This window comes from Mesorhizobium sp. B2-8-3, assembly GCF_006440815.1.
Taxonomy (GTDB): domain Bacteria; phylum Pseudomonadota; class Alphaproteobacteria; order Rhizobiales; family Rhizobiaceae; genus Mesorhizobium.
In genome coordinates, this window is sequence record NZ_VFTW01000013.1 from 59132 (window position 1) to 78197 (window position 19066).

Below are 19066 nucleotides of genomic sequence, written 5' to 3' on the forward strand. Positions count from 1 at the left end.
CGTGACCTTTCCCTGCCGGGTTTTGAAGGCGCGGCCGAAAACCGCGCCTTGGACAATAGCGTCGGCACCATCGATCGGCTATGGTCCCGCCGGTTTTATGACGGATCAAAATAATGTCAGTTGAGAGAACCACGGCCGCGGGCGGCATGGAAACCTCCTATGGTTTCAGGAGGGTCGGCGAAGGCGAGAAGCAGCCCCTCGTCAACGACGTCTTCCACAAGGTGGCCAATCGATACGATCTGATGAACGATCTGATGTCGGCTGGGTTGCACCGGTTGTGGAAGGACGCGATGGTCGCCTGGCTGAACCCTCCCAAAAAGGTGGGTTGGAGGGTGCTCGACGTTGCCGGGGGCACCGGCGATATCGCCTTCCGCATCGTCGAGGCCAGTCAGCGACAGGCCCATGCCACGGTGCTCGACATCAATGGCTCGATGCTGGCCGTCGGCCGCGACCGCGCCGAGAAGCAGGGCCTTGCGGCAAACACCGACTTTGTCGAGGCCAATGCCGAGGAATTGCCTTTCAATGATGAGTCCTTCGACGCCTATACGATCGCGTTCGGCATTCGCAACGTGCCGCGCATCGAAGTCGCCCTTGGTGAAGCCTATCGCGTGCTGAAGCGGGGTGGGCGATTGCTGTGCCTCGAATTCTCCGAGGTCGACATGCCGCTGCTCGACAAGGCCTATGAGGCCTGGTCGTTCAATGCGATCCCCAGGATCGGCAAGGCGGTCACCGGCGATGGCGAGCCCTATTCCTACCTTGTCGAATCCATCCGCAAATTCCCCAACCAGCAGAATTTCGCGTCGATGATTAGCCGCGCCGGCTTCGACCGCGTCACGTTCCGCAACTATTCGGGCGGCATCGCCGCCCTTCATTCCGGCTGGAAGCTTTGAGGCGCGGCCCCTTGCAGCAGGCCCCTTTGACACAGGCAGGGCTATGAGCAGCGTCGCCGCCGCCTTTCGGCTCGCCAGGGCCGGCTGGGTGCTGGTCCGCGAGGGCGTCGTCGCGGCGTTGCCTGGCGAAGAACTGTCCGGCATGCCGAAATTCGGCTGGCGCGTGGCGCGGCTTTTTACCCGCCGCCGGGCGCTGAGCTATCAGCGCGGCGACCGGCTGGCGCGGGCGGTGGTGCGGCTTGGACCTTCCTACGTCAAGCTCGGCCAGTTCCTGGCGACGCGGCCCGATGTCGTCGGCAACGACATGGCGCTCGACCTCGCGCTGTTGCAGGACAAGATGCACACCTTCCCGAAAGCGGAAGCGGTCCATGCGATCGAAGCCTCGCTCGGGCGCAGAATAGACGATCTCTACTCGAGCTTCGGGGATCCCGTTGCCGCCGCCTCGATCGCGCAGGTGCATGGCGCCGACGTGGCTCGTGACGGAGCGACGTCGCGCGTCGCCGTGAAAGTCATCCGCCCCGGGGTGCGGCGCCGCTTCTTCCAGGATCTCGAAAGCTATTTCCTCGCGGCCCACCTGCAGGAGAGATACATCCCCTCCTCGCGCCGGCTGCGTCCGGTCGAGGTGACCCAGACGCTGGCGCAGACCACCAAGGTCGAGATGGACTTGAGGCTCGAGGCGGCCGCGCTTTCGGAACTCGGCGAGAACACCAAGGACGATCCGGGCTTTCGCGTGCCCGCGGTTGACTGGGAGCGCACCGGCCGCGACGTGCTCACCATGGAGTGGATCGACGGCACCAAGATGAACGACATCGCCGGCCTTGCCAATGCCGGTCATAACCTCAAGGCGATCGCCGCCAATCTGGTCCAGTCGTTCCTCAGGCACACGCTGCGCGACGGCTTCTTCCATGCCGACATGCATCCGGGCAACCTGTTCGTCGAAGCCAACGGCACCATCGTCGCCGTCGATCTCGGCATTGCAGGCCGGCTCGGCAAGAAGGAGCGGCGCTTCCTCGCCGAAATCCTCTACGGCTTCATCGTGCGCGACTATCAGCGCGTCGCCGAGGTGCATTTCGAGGCGGGCTACGTGCCGCGTCAGCACAATGTCTCGGCCTTCGCGCAGGCGATCCGCGCCATCGGTGAGCCGATCCACGGCCAGTCGGCCGAGACCATTTCGATGGCGAAGTTGCTGACGCTGCTGTTCGAAGTCACCGAGTTGTTCGATATGGCGACGCGGACCGAGTTGGTGCTTTTGCAAAAGACCATGGTGGTGGTCGAAGGCGTCGCCCGCACGCTCGATCCGGCCTTCAACATGTGGAAGACTTCCGAGCCTGTGGTCAGCGACTGGATCGCGGGCAATCTCGGCCCGCGCGGCATGCTCACCGACGCGCGCGACGGCGCCAAGGCGCTATTGACGCTGGCACGGCAGGCGCCGGACCTTGCCGCCCGTACCGACCGGCTGTCGCGCGAGATCGACCTGATGGCCGAGAACGGCCTGCGCTTCGACGAAGCGACGGCCCGCGCCATCGGCAAGGCCGAAGCGCGCCACACCCGCTCCGGCCGCGTGGCGCTATGGGTGATCGCGCTGACGCTGATCTACATCGCCTGGAAATTGCTGTGATCGTATCAAATGACAGCAATGCAAGCATTGCTGTCATTGAAAGCAGCTCTTTTATGTTCTACCTTGCAGGGTAAGGAGCAGAGATATGGGCACACTTACGATCCGCAATCTCGATGACAGCGTGAAGCAAAAACTTCGTGAGCGAGCTGCAGTAAGAGGAGTCTCGATGGAGGAGGAAGCGCGTAGTGTTCTTGCCAAGAGCGTTTTGTCGGACGGGTCGGGTTATGTGCACGGCGAGTCACTTTACGCAGCGATTCGTCGGCTAGTTGAGCCTCATGGCGGCTTCGATATTGAGCTGCCGGAGCGTGGCCCCGCGCGCGAGCCGCCAAAATTCGATTGACCATGTTCGTGCTGGATACGAACGTTATTTCGGAAGCTTTCAAGCCGCAGCCAGACGCGGGAGTAGCCGCTTGGATGGAAAGTTCGTTTGGGAAGCGCTCTTACGTCACGGCGATGACCAAAGCGGAACTGCTCGTAGGCCTGGCAAATATGCCGGATGGGAAGCGTAAGGCTGCTCTGGGTAGCGTGATCGGGGCGTTTTTCACGATGAAGCTCAAGACCCCTGTGCTTGCGTTCGGAGATCGTGAGGCTGAGGCGTACGCAGAGATTGTTTCGAAGAGACGGGTTCTGGGGCATCCTATTCGTGAATTTGACGCGCAGATCGCCTCGGTTGCTCTCTGCCGGAGTTTTGCTGTGGCGACAAGGAATGTGGCCGACTTTGTTGATTGTGGCATTAACATAGTCAATCCGTGGGAGGGAGCATGACTCTTTCCGGCAAGCGCATCCTGCTCATCATCGGCGGCGGCATCGCCGCCTACAAGGCGCTCGACCTCATCCGGCGGCTGCGCGAGCGTGGCGCGTCGGTGCGGGTGGTGATGACGTCGGCCGCGCAGGAATTCGTCACCACGCTTTCGGTCGGCGCGCTTTCGGCCGATCATGTCTTCACCGAGCTGTTCGACCGCAAGGACGAGCACGATGTCGGCCATATAAGGCTGTCGCGCGAAGCCGATTTGCTGGTGGTGGCGCCGGCCACCGCCGATTTGATGGCGAAGCTCGCCAATGGCCATGCCAACGACCTTGCCTCGACGGTGCTTCTTGCCACCGACAAGAAGGTGCTTATGGCGCCGGCGATGAACCCGAAAATGTGGGCGCATGCTGCCACGCGCCGCAACCGGGCGACCTTGCTGAAGGACGGCATCGCCTTTGTCGGTCCCGCCAAGGGCGAGATGGCGGAAAGCAACGAAGCGGGTGAGGGCCGCATGGCCGAACCGCAGGAGATCGTCGCCGCGATCGAAGCCATGCTCGACGAGAAGCCGAAGCCGCTTGCCGGCCGCAGGATCATCGTCACCTCCGGGCCGACGCATGAGCCGATCGACCCGGTGCGCTATATCGCCAACCGCTCCTCGGGCAAGCAGGGCCATGCGATAGCGGCCGCGCTGGCGAAGCTCGGCGCCGATGTGCGGCTGGTTTCCGGTCCGGTCACCATCGCCGATCCGGCCGGCGTCGCGACCACCCATGTCGAAACAGCTGCCCAGATGAAGGACGCGGTCGAGCGCCTGCTGCCGGCGGATGCCGCCGTGTTCGTCGCGGCGGTCGCCGACTGGCGCACCGCCAACGCCGCCGGCGAGAAGATCAAGAAGGTGGCTGGCGAGGGGCCGCCTTCGCTGCAGATGGTCGAGAACCCCGACATCCTGGCCGGCATCGGCCATCACGCGCAGCGGCCGGGCCTCGTCGTCGGCTTCGCCGCCGAGACGCAGGATCTGATCGCCAATGCCGAGGCCAAGCTCAAGAAAAAGGGCGCGGACTTCATCGTCGCCAACGACGTTTCGCATGAAAGCGGCATCGGGCCGACCGGCGTGATGGGCGGCGACCGCAACAAGGTGCGCATCGTCTCCAGGACCGGTGTCGAGGAATGGCCGGAAATGGGCAAGGACGAGGTGGCGGCGCGGCTCGCCGCGCTGATTGTCGAACGGCTGCAGCAAACTGTCGTGGTCTGAGCGGCAAGCCCGCGTTTCGGTCGTTGCCGTCGCCCAGTCAACCCGCCGCAAGTCGCGGCCGGTTCGCTGTGGAGAAGATCCTCAGCGCCGCCAGGCACCCGAACACGCCGAGCGGCACGAAGGCCAGGTACAGCCAACCGGCGACGGAAGCGGCCGCTTCCCGGTTCAGCCCTTCGGAGAAGCCGCTGGCATTGGCGATGATGCCGGCAAGCGCGGCGCCGACGGCATAGCCGATGCGCTGCATGGTCGGCACCGCGGCCGAGGCGATGGTTTGCTCGTCCGGCGCCGCCGACGCCACGATGATGCGGGTCAGGAACGGCCACGCGATACCGAAGCCGCCGCCCTGCAAAAGGGCGCAGAGCAGGATCAGCGGGATCGAGCCGGCAGGGATCGTATAGGCGAAGCCGGCAATTCCGCATGCAATCATCAGCGCGCCGACGAGGATGATCGAGCGTTCGCGTTCCCGCGGGGCATTGGCGACGAGGATCGACAGGATCGACCATGAGATCGACTCGGCGGCGATGATGTAGCCGCTGGTGAGCAGAGGTATGTCGTGCAGCGTGGTCAGAAGCAGCGGCCCGTATATGCCGAAGGAACAGGTCGCCACCGAAAAGGCGGCGACCATGGTCATGCCGGTGCCGAGCGGCGCGCGCCATGAAAACAGATCTGACGGGAACAGGCGCGACCGAGGTCTCAGCCCATCGACCCGGACGAACAGCGCCAGGCCGATCAGGCCAAGGCAAAGCAGCAGTGACGAGCGCAGCAGGGCTATGTCGACGCCGGCGGTCGCGATCAGCACCACGCTGACGGCAAGGCAGGCGAGCGCGCCATAGGGGAAGGGCGACGCGGCATCGGCCGAAACCTGTGGACGCGACGCGCCGGCGGTGTTGAGAACGGTGAGACTGGCAAGCGCAACCGCGATGCCGCCCAGCGTGAAGATGCCGACCGCCCAGCGCCAGGACAGAAGCTCGACCATGATCGCCCCGATCATCGGGCCGCTGAAGGCGGCGATGCCCCAGATCGCCGACATCACGCCGAAAAGCTGGGGCCAGATGCTGCGCGGAAAGAGCCGCTCGACGGAGACGAAGGCAAGCGACACCAGCGCGCCGCCGCCGAAGCCTTCGATCAGCCGCCCGGCGAGGAACTGGGTCATCGAGGGCGCGACGGCGCTCACCAGCGCGCCGGCCGCGAAGAGCGTGGCGGCGACCGCCATGTTGCTGCGCAGGCTGACATAGCTGACGAGCCGTCCGGCCGCGGCGCCGGCGGTGATGGCGCCAAGCTCGTAGATCGCCAGCGACCAGCCGACGAGCTGCACGCCGTCGAGTTCGCCGACCATCGCCGGCATCACCGTCGCCACCATCGTCTCGTTGGTGGCGTAAAGCAGGATGCCGAGATTGATGAAGCAGAACCGCGCCAGATCGCCGCTCGCCCACAGCGCCCGCCAATCCACCCTCTTGCTGGCCACCCTCTTGCTGGCCACCTTGTTGCCGCTCGCTGCCGTCACGCCGATCTCCTGCTTGTTTTGCGCACCTCATCCGCGTTGCGAACGAGGGGCAAGATCCAGTTCGGCAGGGCTTGTAGAACCTCAAGCGCAGTTGAGCTCAAGAGGCTTTTTCGCGGATTTCGAGGCAAGCCACCATTTGCGCCGAAGGGATCCGGCTTTCCAAAGCACTCGGCCGGAACAGATGTTCCGGGCCGAGTGCGGCGCAATGAATTTGAAAAGCCGAGGGCTCACTTGTAGGAGTGGACGAGATCCAGCGAGGCCACCGCGACGGCCAGGTTGAGGCCGGTCTGTGCCTGGACGCTGAGCGGCTCCAGCATGAAGGCGCCGTCAAGGCCGCCGACCAGGAGGTTGGCGCCGCCGCCGGTCACGACGCTCGCCTCGGCGTTGACGCCGTAATAGCTGCCGGCGAGGTCGCCCGCGTCGTGATGACGCGTGGCGGCAAGCACCGCCCAGACGAGCTGGCCCTGATGCGTCTTGCCGACGTCGACGCCGAGTTTGGAGATCATCCCGGTATAAATCTCGGCCGGGCCATGATGGGAGGGGCGGAAGGTGCAGGAGACGCCCTTGTTCGACGTGATGACGTAGCCGACGCCGCCGTCGATCGTGCAATCGAGCGTACCGAGCCGGAGCGTGCCGGCGCTGACCGGAGAAGCGAGGACCGTGGCGGCAAGCGCGGCAGCGGCACAGGCAAGTGTTTTGATCATTGGAAAGGTCCTTTCGCGAAAATCTTGGCCCCGGCTTAAACGATCGAGGTGCACGGAGCGTTCCGCCGAAAACTTGGCGCGAACATGGCAAAGATTAACGCGTTGGACTGGGCGGTTAACGGATCGCTATCGGCGTCTCCGCGGCGCAACACTGCGCTCGCAGGCGGACCCGTAAGTCGTGCAAGACACCTTATTTTCGGCGCCAGCTTCCGATCAGCTGGCGTTGCCACCGGTGCGCGACAGGCCGTCCTTGGCCGGCTGATAGTTCGGGTCGAGGTGGATGGCCTCGCGGTAGGACTTGGCTGCCCTTCCCTTGTCGCCGCGCTTTTCGTAGATCAGCGCCTGGTTGGCCCAGGCCTCGGCGTTCTTGCCGTCGAGCTTGATGGCCATGTTGAAGTCGGAGAAGGCGTTGTCCTCGTCGCCTGTCGCCAGATAGGAGAGGCCGCGGCCGTTGTACGGCTCGGCGGCGTCGGGCGCCAGCGAGATGGCGGTCGAGAAATCCTCGATGGCGAATTTGTGCTGGCCCTGGCTCTGATAGATCAGGCCGCGATTGTGGTAGGCGCGGGCATCGGTGGTGTCGAGCTGGATCGCCTTCTGGAAGTCGTTGAAGGCATCCTGGGTGCGGCCTGCCTTGCGGTAGAGATTGCCGCGGCCGATATAGGCGGCGTCGTAGTTGGCGTTGATCTGGATCGAGCGGTTGTAGTCGGCTAAAGCGGCTTCCTGATTGCCGAGGAAGCGCTGGATCAGCGCGCGGTTCGAATAGGCCTGGTAGAAGTTCGGGTTGAGCTGGATCGCCTGGTTGAAGTCCTTGAGCGCAGCCTGGTACTGGCCGCCGCGGCCATAGGCCGAGCCACGCACGTTATAGCCCTCGGGATCCTGCGGATTGCGCTGGATGACCGCCGAAAGCGAGGAGATGTTCTCGCTCGACCCTTGCGCCTTGTCGATCGAGTTGAACTCACCCGTCGGGGTCGTCTGGCATGCCGCAAGCGTCAGACCCGAAAGCAGGGCCGCCGTCAGGGCGAAGCCGCGAAAAGCGGTTTTGCGCTCCACGGAAATTGCGTTCATCTTTGTCCTCACTGCCGCAGCGCCGTCAGTCCGTTCCCTCTCCGAACCGGCTCCTATGCATAAACAAAAAGGTGGCGGCGATTCCGCATCGCGCCACCCTCGGTATCCTTCGAAAAGGACGAAAAATAGGCGTTATGAGCGCGGCGAGCGCGATGCGCCGGCAGCACCAGCCGGAGCCGGGCGCGGGGTCATCGGCAGCAGGCCTTCGCGCTGGGCGCGCTTGCGGGCCAGCTTGCGGGCGCGGCGCACGGCCTCGGCCTTCTCGCGGGCACGCTTCTCGGACGGCTTCTCGTAGTGACCGCGCATCTTCATTTCGCGGAAAATACCTTCGCGCTGCATTTTCTTCTTCAGCGCGCGAAGCGCCTGATCAACGTTGTTGTCGCGGACGAGTACCTGCACGGGCAATCCTGTCTTCGGGTTTGATATCGATAGGCATACAGCCATAGCCGCCATGCCTCCGCGGCGGGTTGCACCGCGAATTGTGGGCGGCTGATAGCAGAATCATGCCGCACTGTCCACCGCTGATTGCAGGAAACCGCGATCAAAATCCCGCGTGTCCCGGCGTGACGGCCGGAGCACTATGCGGTCGCCAGATGCAGGCGGGCGAAATCCTCGAAAAACTCGCCGTAATCGCAGGTGATTTCCTCGCCGGCGGCAATGTCGCGAATGGCGGTGGCGCCGCCATATTGCGAGAAATCCGTGTTCGGCCGCTCGGAATGGTTCATGAAGCGGCCATTGTCGACCTCGTAGACCATGAAGCCCGGCTTGTCCGGGCTCGGATAGGCGTAACGGTCGAGCAGTTCCTTGAGATGCGCGGGAGCGGTCTCGTATTTCTCCATCGGGACCAGCCGGTCGAAATCGGGATCGAGCCGCCAGATCGAGGCGCCTCTCCTGATCGGCTCGGCGGCGAAAACGCCGACGCCTTCGATGGCGCTCTGGGCGACATAGGTTCTGATCAGCAGCATCGTTCCGGTCCGTTTTTCGACGGGAACGAAAATCGCCAAAACAGACCGGAATGCAAGGGTGCAGTCGCAAGATTTTAGCGGATGAGGATGTCTGCCGTCCGCCAAACGGATCACGTCCGGTTGATTGACACGCCGCCATCGGCAAACAGCGCGGTTCCGGTGGTGAAACTCGAAGCATCCGAGGCGAGATAAAGCGCCGAGCGGGCAATCTCTTCTGGTTGCGCCATGCGCTTGAGCGCGTGAATGCCTTCGACGAAAGCACGCGCCTCGGGCGTGGTCGTGGTTGCACCGGGCGTGTCGGTGCCGCCGGGCAGCAGCGCGTTGACGCGCAGACCCCTCGGACCGTATTCGGCGGCCAGCACCTGCGTCAGGCCGATCAGTCCGGCCTTGGCGGCGGCGTAGGCCGCCATGCCTGGCATGCCGGCGGTGTAGCCGACGAAGCTCGAGGTGAAGATCAGCGAACCGCCGCCGCGCTCCAGCATAGCCGGAATCTGATGCTTCGCGGCGAGGTAGGCGCTGGTCAGGTTGGTGTCGATCGTCTCCTGCCAGATCGCCGGCGCCATGTCGGTCACCGGTCCCATCACGCCGACGGCGCCGGCATTGTTGAAGGCGATGTCGAGGCCGCCGAACCTTTCGACCGCGAGTTCGACGAGCGCCTTCGCGTAGGCCTCGTCCCTTACATCGCCGGCAAGCTTAACCGCTGTGCCGCCGGCATCCTCGATCTCGCCGACGAGCGCGTCGAGTTCGGCCTGGCGGCGCGCCGCGACGACGAGGCTCGCGCCCTGGTCGGCGAACAGTCTGGCTGTGGCGCGGCCGATACCGGAGCTGGCGCCCGTCACGATGGCGACCTTGTTTGTCAGGGTGAACATGTCCTTGCATCCTTCCTTTGTGCCTGGCTTGCCGGCGGTTGGATGCTTGGTCGCAAATCGGTATGAATGCAGCCACCCGAAAGCTGCCTTGCCATCGGCGCGCGGGCATTACGCGGCACGGGCGCAAAACGGCAAGTGCCGTCGCAAACAGCGCAAGGATGACAGCGCGGTTTCGCTAGTGATACACCTCGCGCGCCGAGGCGGGGATGCCCGGCCGCAAATCCGCGAAAGCTACTGGCGCGAGGCCTGAAACGTGAAGAAATACTCGGTATTCGCCATTGCCCGCGAGGCCATGCGCGGCCACAAGGGCTGGGAAGAGCAGTGGACGTCGCCCGAGCCGAAGAAGGAATACGACGTCATCATCGTCGGCGCCGGCGGGCATGGCCTGGCGACGGCCTATTATCTGGCGAGCCAGCACGGCATCACCAACGTCGCGGTGCTGGAAAAGGGCTGGCTCGGCGGCGGCAACACCGGCCGCAACACCACCATCATCCGCTCCAACTACCTCTATGACGAAAGCGCCGGCATCTACGACCATGCGCTGAAGTTGTGGGATGGGCTGAGCCAGGAGCTCAACTACAACGTGATGTATTCGGCGCGTGGCGTGATGATGCTGGCGCACAACGTCCACGACGTGCAGGTCTTCAAGCGCCACATCCATGCCAACCGGCTCAACGGCATCGACAATGAATGGCTGACGCCGGAGCAGGCGAAGGAATTCTGTCCGCCGCTCAACATCTCCAAGGACGCGCGCTATCCGGTGATGGGTGCCGCGCTGCAGCGGCGCGGCGGCACGGCGCGCCACGACGCGGTCGCCTGGGGCTATGCGCGCGGCGCCTCGGCGCGCGGCGTGCACATCATCCAGAACTGCGAGGTCACCGGCATCAAGCGCGCGGCCAATGGCGCGGTCAGCGGCGTGGAGACGACGCGCGGCTTCATCGGCGCCAAGAAGGTCGGCGTGGTCGCGGCCGGCCATTCCTCCGTTATCATGAACATGGCCGGCGTGCGCATGCCGCTCGAAAGCTATCCGCTGCAGGCGCTGGTGTCGGAGCCGATCAAGCCGGTCGTGCCCTGCGTGGTGATGTCGAACACCGTGCACGCCTATATCTCGCAGTCGGACAAGGGCGAGCTGGTGATCGGCGCCGGCACCGACCAGTATGTCTCCTATTCGCAGACTGGCGGCCTGCACATATTGCAGCATACGCTCGACGCCATCTGCGAGATGTTCCCGATCTTCACCCGCATGAAGATGCTGCGCTCCTGGGGCGGCATCGTCGACGTGACGCCCGACCGCTCGCCGATCCTGGCCAAGACGCCGGTCCAGGGCCTCTACGTCAACTGCGGCTGGGGCACCGGCGGCTTCAAGGCGACGCCCGGCTCGGGCAACGTGTTCGCGCATACGATCGCCAAGGACGAGCCGCACCCGATCAACGCGCCGTTCACGCTCGAGCGCTTCCGCACGGGACGCCTCATAGACGAGGCCGCCGCGGCCGCGGTGGCGCACTGATGATGGCTCAGCCGCTTTGCTTTCACTCGGCCGGTGCGCGCGCCGGTCACGGCAAGTTTTAGGATCACCCAGATGCTTCTCATCCGCTGCCCCTATTGCGAGGAAGAGCGCCCGGAACTCGAGTTCCGCAATGCCGGCGAGGCGCATGTCGTGCGCTCAGCCAACATTGCCGGCGAGAGCGACGACGATTTCGAGAAATTCTTCTTCATCCGCGCCAATCCGAAGGGCGTCATCTATGAGCGCTGGCGGCACATCCATGGCTGCGCGCGCTTCTTCAACGCCGTCCGCGACACCGTCACCGACAAGTTCGTCATGACCTACAAGGCCGGCGAACCGAAGCCGGCGAAACTGCCTGGAGCCGCGAAATGAGCGCTGCATTCCGTATCTCCGGCGCCGGTCGCCTCAGCCAGGCGAAGACCGCATCGTTCAGCTTCGACGGCCAGGCCTATTCCGGCATCGAGGGCGATACGCTGGCCTCGGCGCTGCTCGCCAACGGCGTGCATCTGGTCGGCCGCTCGTTCAAGTACCACAGGCCGCGCGGCTTCCTGTCGGCCGGCGCGGAAGAGCCCAACGCGCTGGTGCAGATCGTGCGCGACGATGCGCGCAAGACGCCCAATGTGCGCGCCACCGTGCAGGAGCTCTATGACGGGCTGACGGCCAATTCGCAGAACCGCTGGCCGTCGCTTGCCTTCGACGTCGGCGCCGTCAACGACATCGCCTCGCCGATGTTCTCGGCCGGTTTCTACTACAAGACCTTCATGTGGCCGAAGTGGGCGTGGAAGGATCTCTACGAGCCGAAGATCCGCGCTGCGGCGGGCCTCGGCGTTTCGCCGGAGAAGCCGGATCCGGACCATTATGCCGCCCGCTACGCGCATTGCGAGGTGCTGGTGCTGGGAGGCGGCGCCGCCGGCATTGCAGCTGCCCTTGCCGCCGCCGAAACGGGCGTGCGGGTGATCCTCGCCGACGAGCAGGCCGAATTCGGCGGCAGCCTGCGCTTCGAGAGCGGCGCCAGGATCGACGGCCAGAACGGCTTTGCCTGGGCTCAAGGCGCGATCGCGAAGCTCAAGGCGATGGACAATGTGCGCGTGCTGTCGCGCACGACTGCTTTTGGGTACTACGCGCAGAACTTCGTCGGCCTGGTCGAGCGGGTCAGCGACCATCTCAAGAGCCCGGGCCGCGAGCTGGCGCGCGAGCGCCTGTGGCAGGTCCGCGCCAAGCGCGTCGTCATCGCCACCGGCGCCATCGAGCGCCACATGGTGTTCGCCAACAACGACCGTCCGGGCGTCATGCTGGCGGCGGCCGCGCGCACCTACCTCAACCACTATGGCGTCGCGGTCGGCAGGAATGTCGGCGTCTATACGGCCAACGATTCCGCCTATGCCGCCGCGATCGATCTCAAGAAGGCGGGCGTCAATGTCGCTGCCATCGTCGACCTGCGCGACAATCCCGCCGGCGCGGTGATCGACGAGGCGAGGGCGCTCGGCATCGAGATCAATTTCGGCCGCGCCGTTGTCAGCGCCGGCGGCAAGCTGCGCGTGTCGTCGATGACGGTGCAGCCGAAGAATGGCGGCGGCGAGCGGACCATCCCGGTCGACGCGATCCTGATGTCGGCCGGCTGGACGCCGTCGGTGCATCTGTTCTCGCAGTCGCGCGGCAAGGTCGCCTTCAACGACGAGACCAAGCGCTTCGTGCCCGGCACCTATGCGCAGGACTGCGTCTCGGTCGGTGCCTGCAACGGCACGGATGGGCTGGACGCGACGGTCGACGAGGCCTATGCGGCCGGCGCCAAGGCGGCAAAGGAAGCCGGCGGCAGCGCCAGGAAGAGCGCCAAGCCGAAGGTCGATGCCGGCGAGAGCTGGTCGCGCGGCATGCTGGGCGCCGGGCCCGGCGCCGGATCGGGCACAACGGTCAAGGCCTTCGTCGATTTCCAGAACGACGTAACCGCCAAGGACATCCGCCAGGCGGTGCATGAAGGCATGCACTCGATCGAGCACGTCAAGCGCTTCACCACCAACGGCATGGCGACCGACCAGGGCAAGACGTCGAACATGCATGGCCTGGCGATCGCCGCCGAGGAACTCGGCAAGCCGATCCCGCAGGTCGGCCTCACCACCTTCCGCGCGCCCTATACGCCGGTGACGTTCGGCTCGATCGTCGGCCACGCGCGCGGCGCGCTGTTCGACCCGACCCGCCGCACGGCAACGCATGGCTGGGCCGCGTCGCAAGGTGCTGTGTTCGAGGATGTCGGCCACTGGAAGCGCGCCTGGTATTTCCCCAAGGCCGGCGAGGACATGCACGCCGCCGTCGACCGCGAATGCGTGACGGTGCGAAAAGTGGGCGGCCTGTTCGACGCCTCGACGCTCGGCAAGATCGAGGTGGTCGGGCCGGATGCGGCGAAGTTCATGGAACTGCTCTACACCAACCCGTGGGAGAAGCTGGAAACCGGCCGCTGCCGCTACGGCATCATGCTGCGCGAGGACGGCTTCATCTATGATGACGGCGTCGTCGGCAGGCTGGCGCCCGACCGCTTTCATGTGACGACGACGACCGGCGGCGCGCCGCGCGTGATGAACCACATGGAGGATTACCTCCAGACTGAGTTCCCGCATCTCAATGTCTGGCTGACCTCGATCACCGAACAGTGGGCGGTCATAGCCGTCCAAGGGCCGAAGTCGCGTGACATCATCGCGCCGCTGGTTGAAGGCATCGACATGTCGGACGAGGCGATGCCGCATATGTCGGTGCGCGAGGGCAAGATCTGCGGCGTGCCCACGAGGCTGTTCCGCATGTCCTTCACCGGCGAGCGCGGTTTTGAAGTGAACGTGCCTGCCGATTACGGCGAGGCGGTCTGGGAAGCGCTGTGGGCTGAAGGCCAGAAGCATGGCGCGACTGCTTACGGCACGGAAGCGATGCACGTGCTGCGCGCCGAGAAGGGCTATATCATCGTCGGCCAGGACACGGACGGCACGGTGACGCCGAACGATGCCGGGCTCGACTGGGCGGTCGGCAAGAAGAAGACCGATTTCGTCGGCATTCGCGGCCTGACCCGGCCGGACCTTGTAGCCAAGCGCCGCAAGCAACTCGTGGGCCTGAAGACCAAAGACCCGAAGGTGGTTCTGGAAGAGGGCGCGCAGATCGTCGCCGACCCGAAGCAGCCGATCCCGATGAAGATGATCGGCCACGTCACCTCCAGCTATTGGTCGGAGAATTGCGGCCGCTCGATCGCCCTGGCGCTGGTCGCCGGCGGTCGCGACCGCATGGGGCAGACGCTCTACGTGCCGATGCCGAACGGCACGATCGAGGTGGAAGTCACCGGCATGGTGTTCGTCGACGAGAAGGGAGAACGCCTCAATGGCTAAGGCCGCCGCCAAGACAAAAGCCGCTGCTGCCGCGCCTTCCGTCGAGCGCCGGCCGGCACTCGCCGGCCGCACGGTCTTGGCGCCGGGCGTAAAAGTGGAGATGCTGCCGCCGGCCGAACGCATCTCGCTGCGCGCGCCGCAGGCTTCGGTCGCAGCACTTTCCAAGGCGCTCGGCGTGACGCTGCCGGTCAAGCCGAAGACCTCGGCGACCAAGGACGGACGCATGGCGCTGTGGCTCGGGCCGGACGAATGGCTGATTGTCGACGAGGCGGGCAACGATCCGCTCGCCGACTGCGCCAAGGTGACGGCGCTGCATTCGGCGGTCGGCATCTCGCACCGCAATGTCGCAATCTCGGTCACCGGGCCAGCGGCCTCGATGACGGTCAATTCGGGCTGTCCGCAGGACCTGTCGCTCGAGGCTTTCCCGGTGGGTGCTGCCTCGCGCACCATTCTCGGCAAATCCGAGATCGTGCTGTTGCGCACCGCGGCCGACGCGTTCCGTGTGGAGTGCTGGCGTTCCTTCGCGGACTATGTCTTTACTCTGCTGTCGGAAGCGGCGAGCGACGCGGCGAACTGATCTTTGCGCCACGCTATCCGAAGGGATGCGGCGTGGCAGGAACCATCGCCGATCCAGTCCGTTCTTGCGGCAAGAGCGGCTGGGTGTTTTATGACGCCCACCGCTCTAAATGTTTGCTCTGCCGCAGTTCCGGACGGAAAACCGCTGCGCACTTTTCCTGGAACTGCTTAGCGAGGGAGAAGCCGATGCCATCCAAACCCGCGCCGAAAACGCCCAAGAAGACTTCGGCCGTCCGCTCGCTCGAGCGTGAGAAGCATCGCCAGGTCGAGGACGAGGAACTCGAGGAAGGCCTCGAGGACACATTCCCAGCCAGCGATCCGGTGTCGATCACCAGCACCACCATTCCCGGCGCTCCCGCCAAAACCGGCAAGGCCAAGACGGTACCCGGGAGCAAGCCGCGCAAGAAATAGGTGCTGTCGCCGACCGTTTCAGTTGGCGCCATACAGGTGGATACGAAACGGGCGGCCGGATGCCGCCCGTTTAGATGTTGAGATGTTAAAAGCCGGCCGGCACTTAGAGGCCGGGCACGAACCACGGGCTGACATCGATGCCGAGCCGCGGGCTCTTCGTCGTCTTGTTGGCGTCCGCCTTTTCGACCGAACCGGTCGACGTGCAGTCGAGTTTCACGCTGGCGTTGGTCTGAGCGCAAGCCGCGGGGGCATGCTTGGCCGGCTGGCTCGCGCCAGCGAAAGCAGCACCCGAGAAAGCCAGCACGGTAGCGAGCGCAAGGAGGGTCTTCTTCATTTTCCGTCTCCAGTCAATCTCTTCGTACACGTACGATACGGCGTACAAATACGGTTAATAGAGTCGGAATTCAAGGAGGAATCTGTACGTGTACGACAAATTTTTTTGAACACAGGAATTCGCCGCCGCAAATCAGGCGAAGCGATGCGAGCGACGATCAAAGAGATCAGCAGTTGACGGGCGTTGTGGTCAGCGGCGGAATATCCTGCGCCTGCAACCCCACAAGCGTGAAATCGCACATGCGCTTCACATAGGCCTGGGCGTCGCCGAATGGATAAAAGGGAAAGGTGATCAAGAGCGAAATCGTGCCGTGGCCCACGGTCCACAGCATGGTCGCGATGGCGCGCGGGTCGCCCTTGAGCCTGCCGGCGGCAACGCAGGCCTCGACGCGTTTGATGAGCACCTTCATGGCCGGATTGCCCTCTTCCATGTCCTCGTAGCTGCGTCCTTCGGGCAGCTTGGTCTTCTCGGTCATGAAGACGGTGCGGTATTCGTTGGGATTGCCGAGCCCGAAAGCCGCGTACTCGGTCATCACCGCCTTGAGCGCCTCGATCGGGTCGTCGGCGGGGTGCTCCTCGATGCGACGAGCGAGCGTCTCGAAGGCGTCTTCGGCCAGCGCGAACAGGATGTCCTGCTTGTCGGCGAAATAGGAATAGACCGACATCGGCGCGTAGCCGACCCGCTTGGCGAGCTTGCGGATGGTGAGGCCCTCGTAGCCCTCTTCCTGCACCAGCTTATGAGCCGCCGCGACCAGTTCGGAGCGAAGCTCCGCCTTCTGTTTTTCGCGGCGTTTCTGAACGCTCAGCGTCAATGCCCGCTGCCTTTGTGATTGGTTGCCTGACGAAATTATATACGCTGTACGGAAACGGACAAGAGAGCGTTCCGGTTCCGCAACGTCCGCTCAAACTCTTCGGTTAACGCGATTGCGGATGCAAGCCGTTCCCAGCATGCTCAAATGGCGCCAATGCCGCCGTCGAGCGCCAGCGCGTGACCGGTCATGAAGGAGTTGGCAGGGTCGGCAAGGAACAGGACGCCGGTGGTGATCTCGTCGATCTCGCCGACACGCTTCATCGGCACGCCGCGCGTGAGTTCGGCAAGCGCTTCGGCTTCGGGCGCTCCGCTGAAACGCACGAAGCCGTCGACCATCGCCGTGCGGGTGTGGGCCGGGCAGACGGCGTTGATGCGTATCCCTTTGCTGGCATATTCCACGGCGGCAGAGCGCGTCAGCCCGACGACGCCATGCTTGGCGGCGGCATAGACCGAAAGTTTCGGCGCGCCCGATAGACCGGCGACCGAGGCGATGTTGACGATGACGCCGCCCTTGCCGCTTTCCCTGAACTGCCGTTCCAACTGAGGAATCTGGTGCTTCATGGCATAGAAGACGCCGAGCAGGTCGACCTCGACCACGCGGCGCGCTTCCTCCGAGGTGACCTGCGGCAGGCGCACGAAGTTGTGTACGATGCCGGCATTGTTGACGGCGATGTCGAGCCGGCCGAATTTCTCGACGGCCAGTTGCACCAGATACTCCGAAAGCTTTTCATCGGCGATGTTGCCGGCAAGGTGAGTGGTCTCGGCGTCGAGCGTTGCCGCAAAATCGCCGAGCGCCGCCTCGTCGAGATCAGAGAGCACGAGCCGCGCGCCTTCCGCCGCGAAGGCCTTTGCCGCGCCGCTGCCGAGGCCGCCCGTCGCGCCGGTGACCAGCACCGTCATCCCATCGAAACGGCCCATCGCTCAGCTTTCCTTTCTTCAGTTCTTCCCGCCGCTCAGCTCCGCCGCGAGTATCGCGATCAGCTTAACCGCTTGCCCATAGGTCTTTGCCTTTTCCGGATTGGAGGCATTGCCATCCAGCGAGCGGCGATAGACGCCCTGGCAGATCGCCGCCAGCCGGAAGAAGGAGAAGGCGAGGAAGAAGGTCCAGTTGTCGATCTTCCCGATGCCGCGCCGTTTGCAATAGGCTGCGACATAGTCCTCCTCGGACGGCAGGCCGGCAGCGGCGCGGTCGACGCCGCCAAGGCCGCGAAAGCCGGAGGCATGCGGCAGGCGCCATTGCATGCATTGATAGGCGAGGTCGGCGAAGGGGTGGCCGAGCGTCGACAGCTCCCAGTCGAGCAGCGCGATGACTTTCGGCGCATCGAGCGCGAACATCATGTTGTCCAGCCGGTAGTCGCCATGGACAAGCGAAACGCGGCCGTCATCGGCCGGTATATGGGTTTCGAGCCACGTAATCAGCCTGTCGATGTCGGCTATGGCTTCGGTTTCGGAGGCGCGGTACTGGCCAGTCCAGCGCGCGAGCTGGCGCTCGAAATAGCTGCCGGGCTTGCCGAAATCGCCAAGGCCGGCGGCGCCGACATCGACATCGTGCAGGGCGGCGAGCGTCGCGTTCATCGCGTCGTAGATCGCGGCGCGCTCGTCATTACCGGATGCGTCCGGCAGCGACGGATCCCAGAAGATGCGGCCGTCGAGATATTCCATGACATAGAACATGCGGCCGATCGGGGAGGTTTCACCCGACAGGTGCAGCATGCGCGGGACCGGCACAGCCGTGCCGGCAAGCGCCTGCATGACCCGGAATTCGCGGTCGACCTGATGCGCGGATTTCAGCAATTGTCCCGGCGGCTTGGCGCGCAGCACATAGCGGCCGCTGGCGGCGGTCAAAAGATAGGTCGGATTGGATTGTCCAGATTTGAATTTTTCAATCGCGGACAGGCCGGTAAAACCCGGGATATGCGCCTCGAGATAGGGCGCAAGCGCCGCCTGGTCTATGGCACCGGCCTCGCCGCTCATGCGTTCTCGGGCTGACGCTCAATCAGCGTCAAGGTCAGCCAACGCGCCGTCAGCGCCGGCTTCTTCGAGCCTTCGATCTCGATGGTCACATCATGCGCCGTCTGCACCCAGCCGGACGGCCGCACCTTGACGTCCGCCAGCACGAAGCGGGTGCGGATGCGCGAGCCCGTCTTCACCGGCGCCAGGAAACGCAGCGTGTCGAAGCCGTGGTTGACGCCCATCTTGGTGTTTTCCAGCGGCGGCATCGTCTCGAAGGTCATTGCCGACAGAAGCGACAGCGACAGGAAACCATGAGCGATGGTGCCGCCGAAGGGCGTTTCGCGTTCGGCGCGCTCCGGATCGCAATGAATGAACTGGTGGTCGTCGGTCGCATCGGCGAACTGGTCGATCATGCGCTGCGTCACCGTTCGCCAGGGCGAGACGCCGACCTCCTTGCCGACGCTTGCCACAAGCGTATCGAGACTGATCGGTTCCACGCTGATG

General features: G+C 64.4%; 21 protein-coding genes. 10 read left to right on the forward strand and 11 right to left on the reverse strand.

What is annotated here, in order from left to right:
* Window positions 1-113: 113 nt before the first annotated feature.
* The 5 genes from ubiE (at window position 114) to coaBC (ending at window position 4505) form a co-directional block, all read left to right on the forward strand.
* Window positions 114-890 (forward strand): bifunctional demethylmenaquinone methyltransferase/2-methoxy-6-polyprenyl-1,4-benzoquinol methylase UbiE, encoded by a 777-nt coding sequence (ubiE, locus tag FJ418_RS19400; RefSeq protein WP_140868288.1) that lies wholly within the window; start codon window positions 114-116, stop codon window positions 888-890.
* A gap of 43 nt (window positions 891-933) precedes the next feature.
* Window positions 934-2508: a 2-polyprenylphenol 6-hydroxylase gene (gene ubiB / locus FJ418_RS19405; RefSeq protein ID WP_140868291.1), complete on the forward strand. Its 1575-nt coding sequence runs from the start codon at window positions 934-936 to the stop codon at window positions 2506-2508.
* A gap of 85 nt (window positions 2509-2593) precedes the next feature.
* The gene (locus tag FJ418_RS19410; protein WP_140868294.1) at window positions 2594-2848 is read left to right on the forward strand and encodes a plasmid stabilization protein; all 255 of its coding nucleotides are present in this window, start codon (window positions 2594-2596) and stop codon (window positions 2846-2848) included.
* 2 nt (window positions 2849-2850) lie between these two features.
* A complete protein-coding gene (locus FJ418_RS19415; RefSeq protein ID WP_140868297.1) occupies window positions 2851-3273 on the forward strand; it encodes a type II toxin-antitoxin system VapC family toxin in 423 nt (140 codons plus the stop codon).
* Complete coding sequence (gene coaBC, locus FJ418_RS19420; protein WP_140868300.1) at window positions 3270-4505, forward strand: bifunctional phosphopantothenoylcysteine decarboxylase/phosphopantothenate--cysteine ligase CoaBC; 1236 nt, start codon at window positions 3270-3272, stop codon at window positions 4503-4505. The genes FJ418_RS19415 and coaBC overlap by 4 nt, the downstream gene beginning before the upstream one ends.
* 37 nt (window positions 4506-4542) lie before the next feature.
* Here coaBC and FJ418_RS19425 read toward each other — a convergent pair whose 3' ends face one another.
* The 6 genes from FJ418_RS19425 to FJ418_RS19450 all read right to left on the reverse strand — a co-directional run bounded on the left by FJ418_RS19425 (window position 4543) and on the right by FJ418_RS19450 (window position 9612).
* On the reverse strand, window positions 4543-6009 hold the full coding sequence (locus FJ418_RS19425) for an MFS transporter (RefSeq protein WP_246683120.1): 1467 nt from the start codon (window positions 6007-6009) through the stop codon (window positions 4543-4545).
* Window positions 6010-6236: 227 nt separating this feature from the next.
* A complete protein-coding gene (locus tag FJ418_RS19430; RefSeq protein ID WP_140651411.1) occupies window positions 6237-6713 on the reverse strand; it encodes a DUF992 domain-containing protein in 477 nt (158 codons plus the stop codon).
* 213 nt (window positions 6714-6926) lie between these two features.
* The gene (locus FJ418_RS19435; RefSeq protein ID WP_140651413.1) at window positions 6927-7778 is read right to left on the reverse strand and encodes a tetratricopeptide repeat protein; all 852 of its coding nucleotides are present in this window, start codon (window positions 7776-7778) and stop codon (window positions 6927-6929) included.
* A gap of 132 nt (window positions 7779-7910) precedes the next feature.
* Window positions 7911-8177: a 30S ribosomal protein S21 gene (rpsU, locus tag FJ418_RS19440; RefSeq protein ID WP_027165252.1), complete on the reverse strand. Its 267-nt coding sequence runs from the start codon at window positions 8175-8177 to the stop codon at window positions 7911-7913.
* Window positions 8178-8356: 179 nt separating this feature from the next.
* Window positions 8357-8743 (reverse strand): SET domain-containing protein-lysine N-methyltransferase, encoded by a 387-nt coding sequence (locus FJ418_RS19445; RefSeq protein WP_140642404.1) that lies wholly within the window; start codon window positions 8741-8743, stop codon window positions 8357-8359.
* Between the two features lie 110 nt (window positions 8744-8853).
* Window positions 8854-9612 (reverse strand): SDR family oxidoreductase, encoded by a 759-nt coding sequence (locus tag FJ418_RS19450; protein WP_140868303.1) that lies wholly within the window; start codon window positions 9610-9612, stop codon window positions 8854-8856.
* A gap of 253 nt (window positions 9613-9865) precedes the next feature.
* Here FJ418_RS19450 and FJ418_RS19455 point away from each other — a divergent pair, with 253 nt between their 5' ends.
* The 5 genes from FJ418_RS19455 to FJ418_RS19475 all read left to right on the forward strand — a co-directional run bounded on the left by FJ418_RS19455 (window position 9866) and on the right by FJ418_RS19475 (window position 15465).
* On the forward strand, window positions 9866-11119 hold the full coding sequence (locus tag FJ418_RS19455) for a sarcosine oxidase subunit beta (protein WP_140859150.1): 1254 nt from the start codon (window positions 9866-9868) through the stop codon (window positions 11117-11119).
* 72 nt (window positions 11120-11191) lie between these two features.
* Entirely contained in the window at window positions 11192-11488 is a 297-nt protein-coding gene (locus FJ418_RS19460) for a sarcosine oxidase subunit delta (protein ID WP_140651419.1), read from the forward strand.
* Window positions 11485-14478, forward strand: a complete 2994-nt coding sequence (locus tag FJ418_RS19465) for a sarcosine oxidase subunit alpha (RefSeq protein ID WP_140868306.1) — start codon at window positions 11485-11487, stop codon at window positions 14476-14478. Before FJ418_RS19460 ends, FJ418_RS19465 begins: the two co-directional genes overlap by 4 nt.
* Window positions 14471-15055, forward strand: coding sequence for a sarcosine oxidase subunit gamma (locus FJ418_RS19470; protein ID WP_140868310.1), 585 nt, complete (start codon window positions 14471-14473; stop codon window positions 15053-15055). Before FJ418_RS19465 ends, FJ418_RS19470 begins: the two co-directional genes overlap by 8 nt.
* A 185-nt stretch (window positions 15056-15240) precedes the next feature.
* Window positions 15241-15465: a hypothetical protein gene (locus tag FJ418_RS19475; RefSeq protein ID WP_140784380.1), complete on the forward strand. Its 225-nt coding sequence runs from the start codon at window positions 15241-15243 to the stop codon at window positions 15463-15465.
* A gap of 103 nt (window positions 15466-15568) precedes the next feature.
* On the opposite strand, the gene FJ418_RS19480 is transcribed toward FJ418_RS19475, so the two are convergent.
* The 5 genes from FJ418_RS19480 to FJ418_RS19500 form a co-directional block, all read right to left on the reverse strand.
* Window positions 15569-15799: a DUF680 domain-containing protein gene (locus FJ418_RS19480; RefSeq protein ID WP_140642390.1), complete on the reverse strand. Its 231-nt coding sequence runs from the start codon at window positions 15797-15799 to the stop codon at window positions 15569-15571.
* 166 nt (window positions 15800-15965) lie between these two features.
* A complete protein-coding gene (locus FJ418_RS19485; protein ID WP_140868313.1) occupies window positions 15966-16610 on the reverse strand; it encodes a TetR/AcrR family transcriptional regulator in 645 nt (214 codons plus the stop codon).
* Window positions 16611-16750: 140 nt separating this feature from the next.
* Entirely contained in the window at window positions 16751-17527 is a 777-nt protein-coding gene (locus tag FJ418_RS19490; protein WP_140868316.1) for an SDR family oxidoreductase, read from the reverse strand.
* A gap of 18 nt (window positions 17528-17545) precedes the next feature.
* A complete protein-coding gene (locus FJ418_RS19495; protein ID WP_140868319.1) occupies window positions 17546-18583 on the reverse strand; it encodes a phosphotransferase family protein in 1038 nt (345 codons plus the stop codon).
* The gene (locus tag FJ418_RS19500) at window positions 18580-19065 is read right to left on the reverse strand and encodes a MaoC family dehydratase (RefSeq protein ID WP_281405136.1); all 486 of its coding nucleotides are present in this window, start codon (window positions 19063-19065) and stop codon (window positions 18580-18582) included. The genes FJ418_RS19495 and FJ418_RS19500 overlap by 4 nt, the downstream gene beginning before the upstream one ends.
* Between the last annotated feature and the right edge of the window lies 1 nt (window position 19066).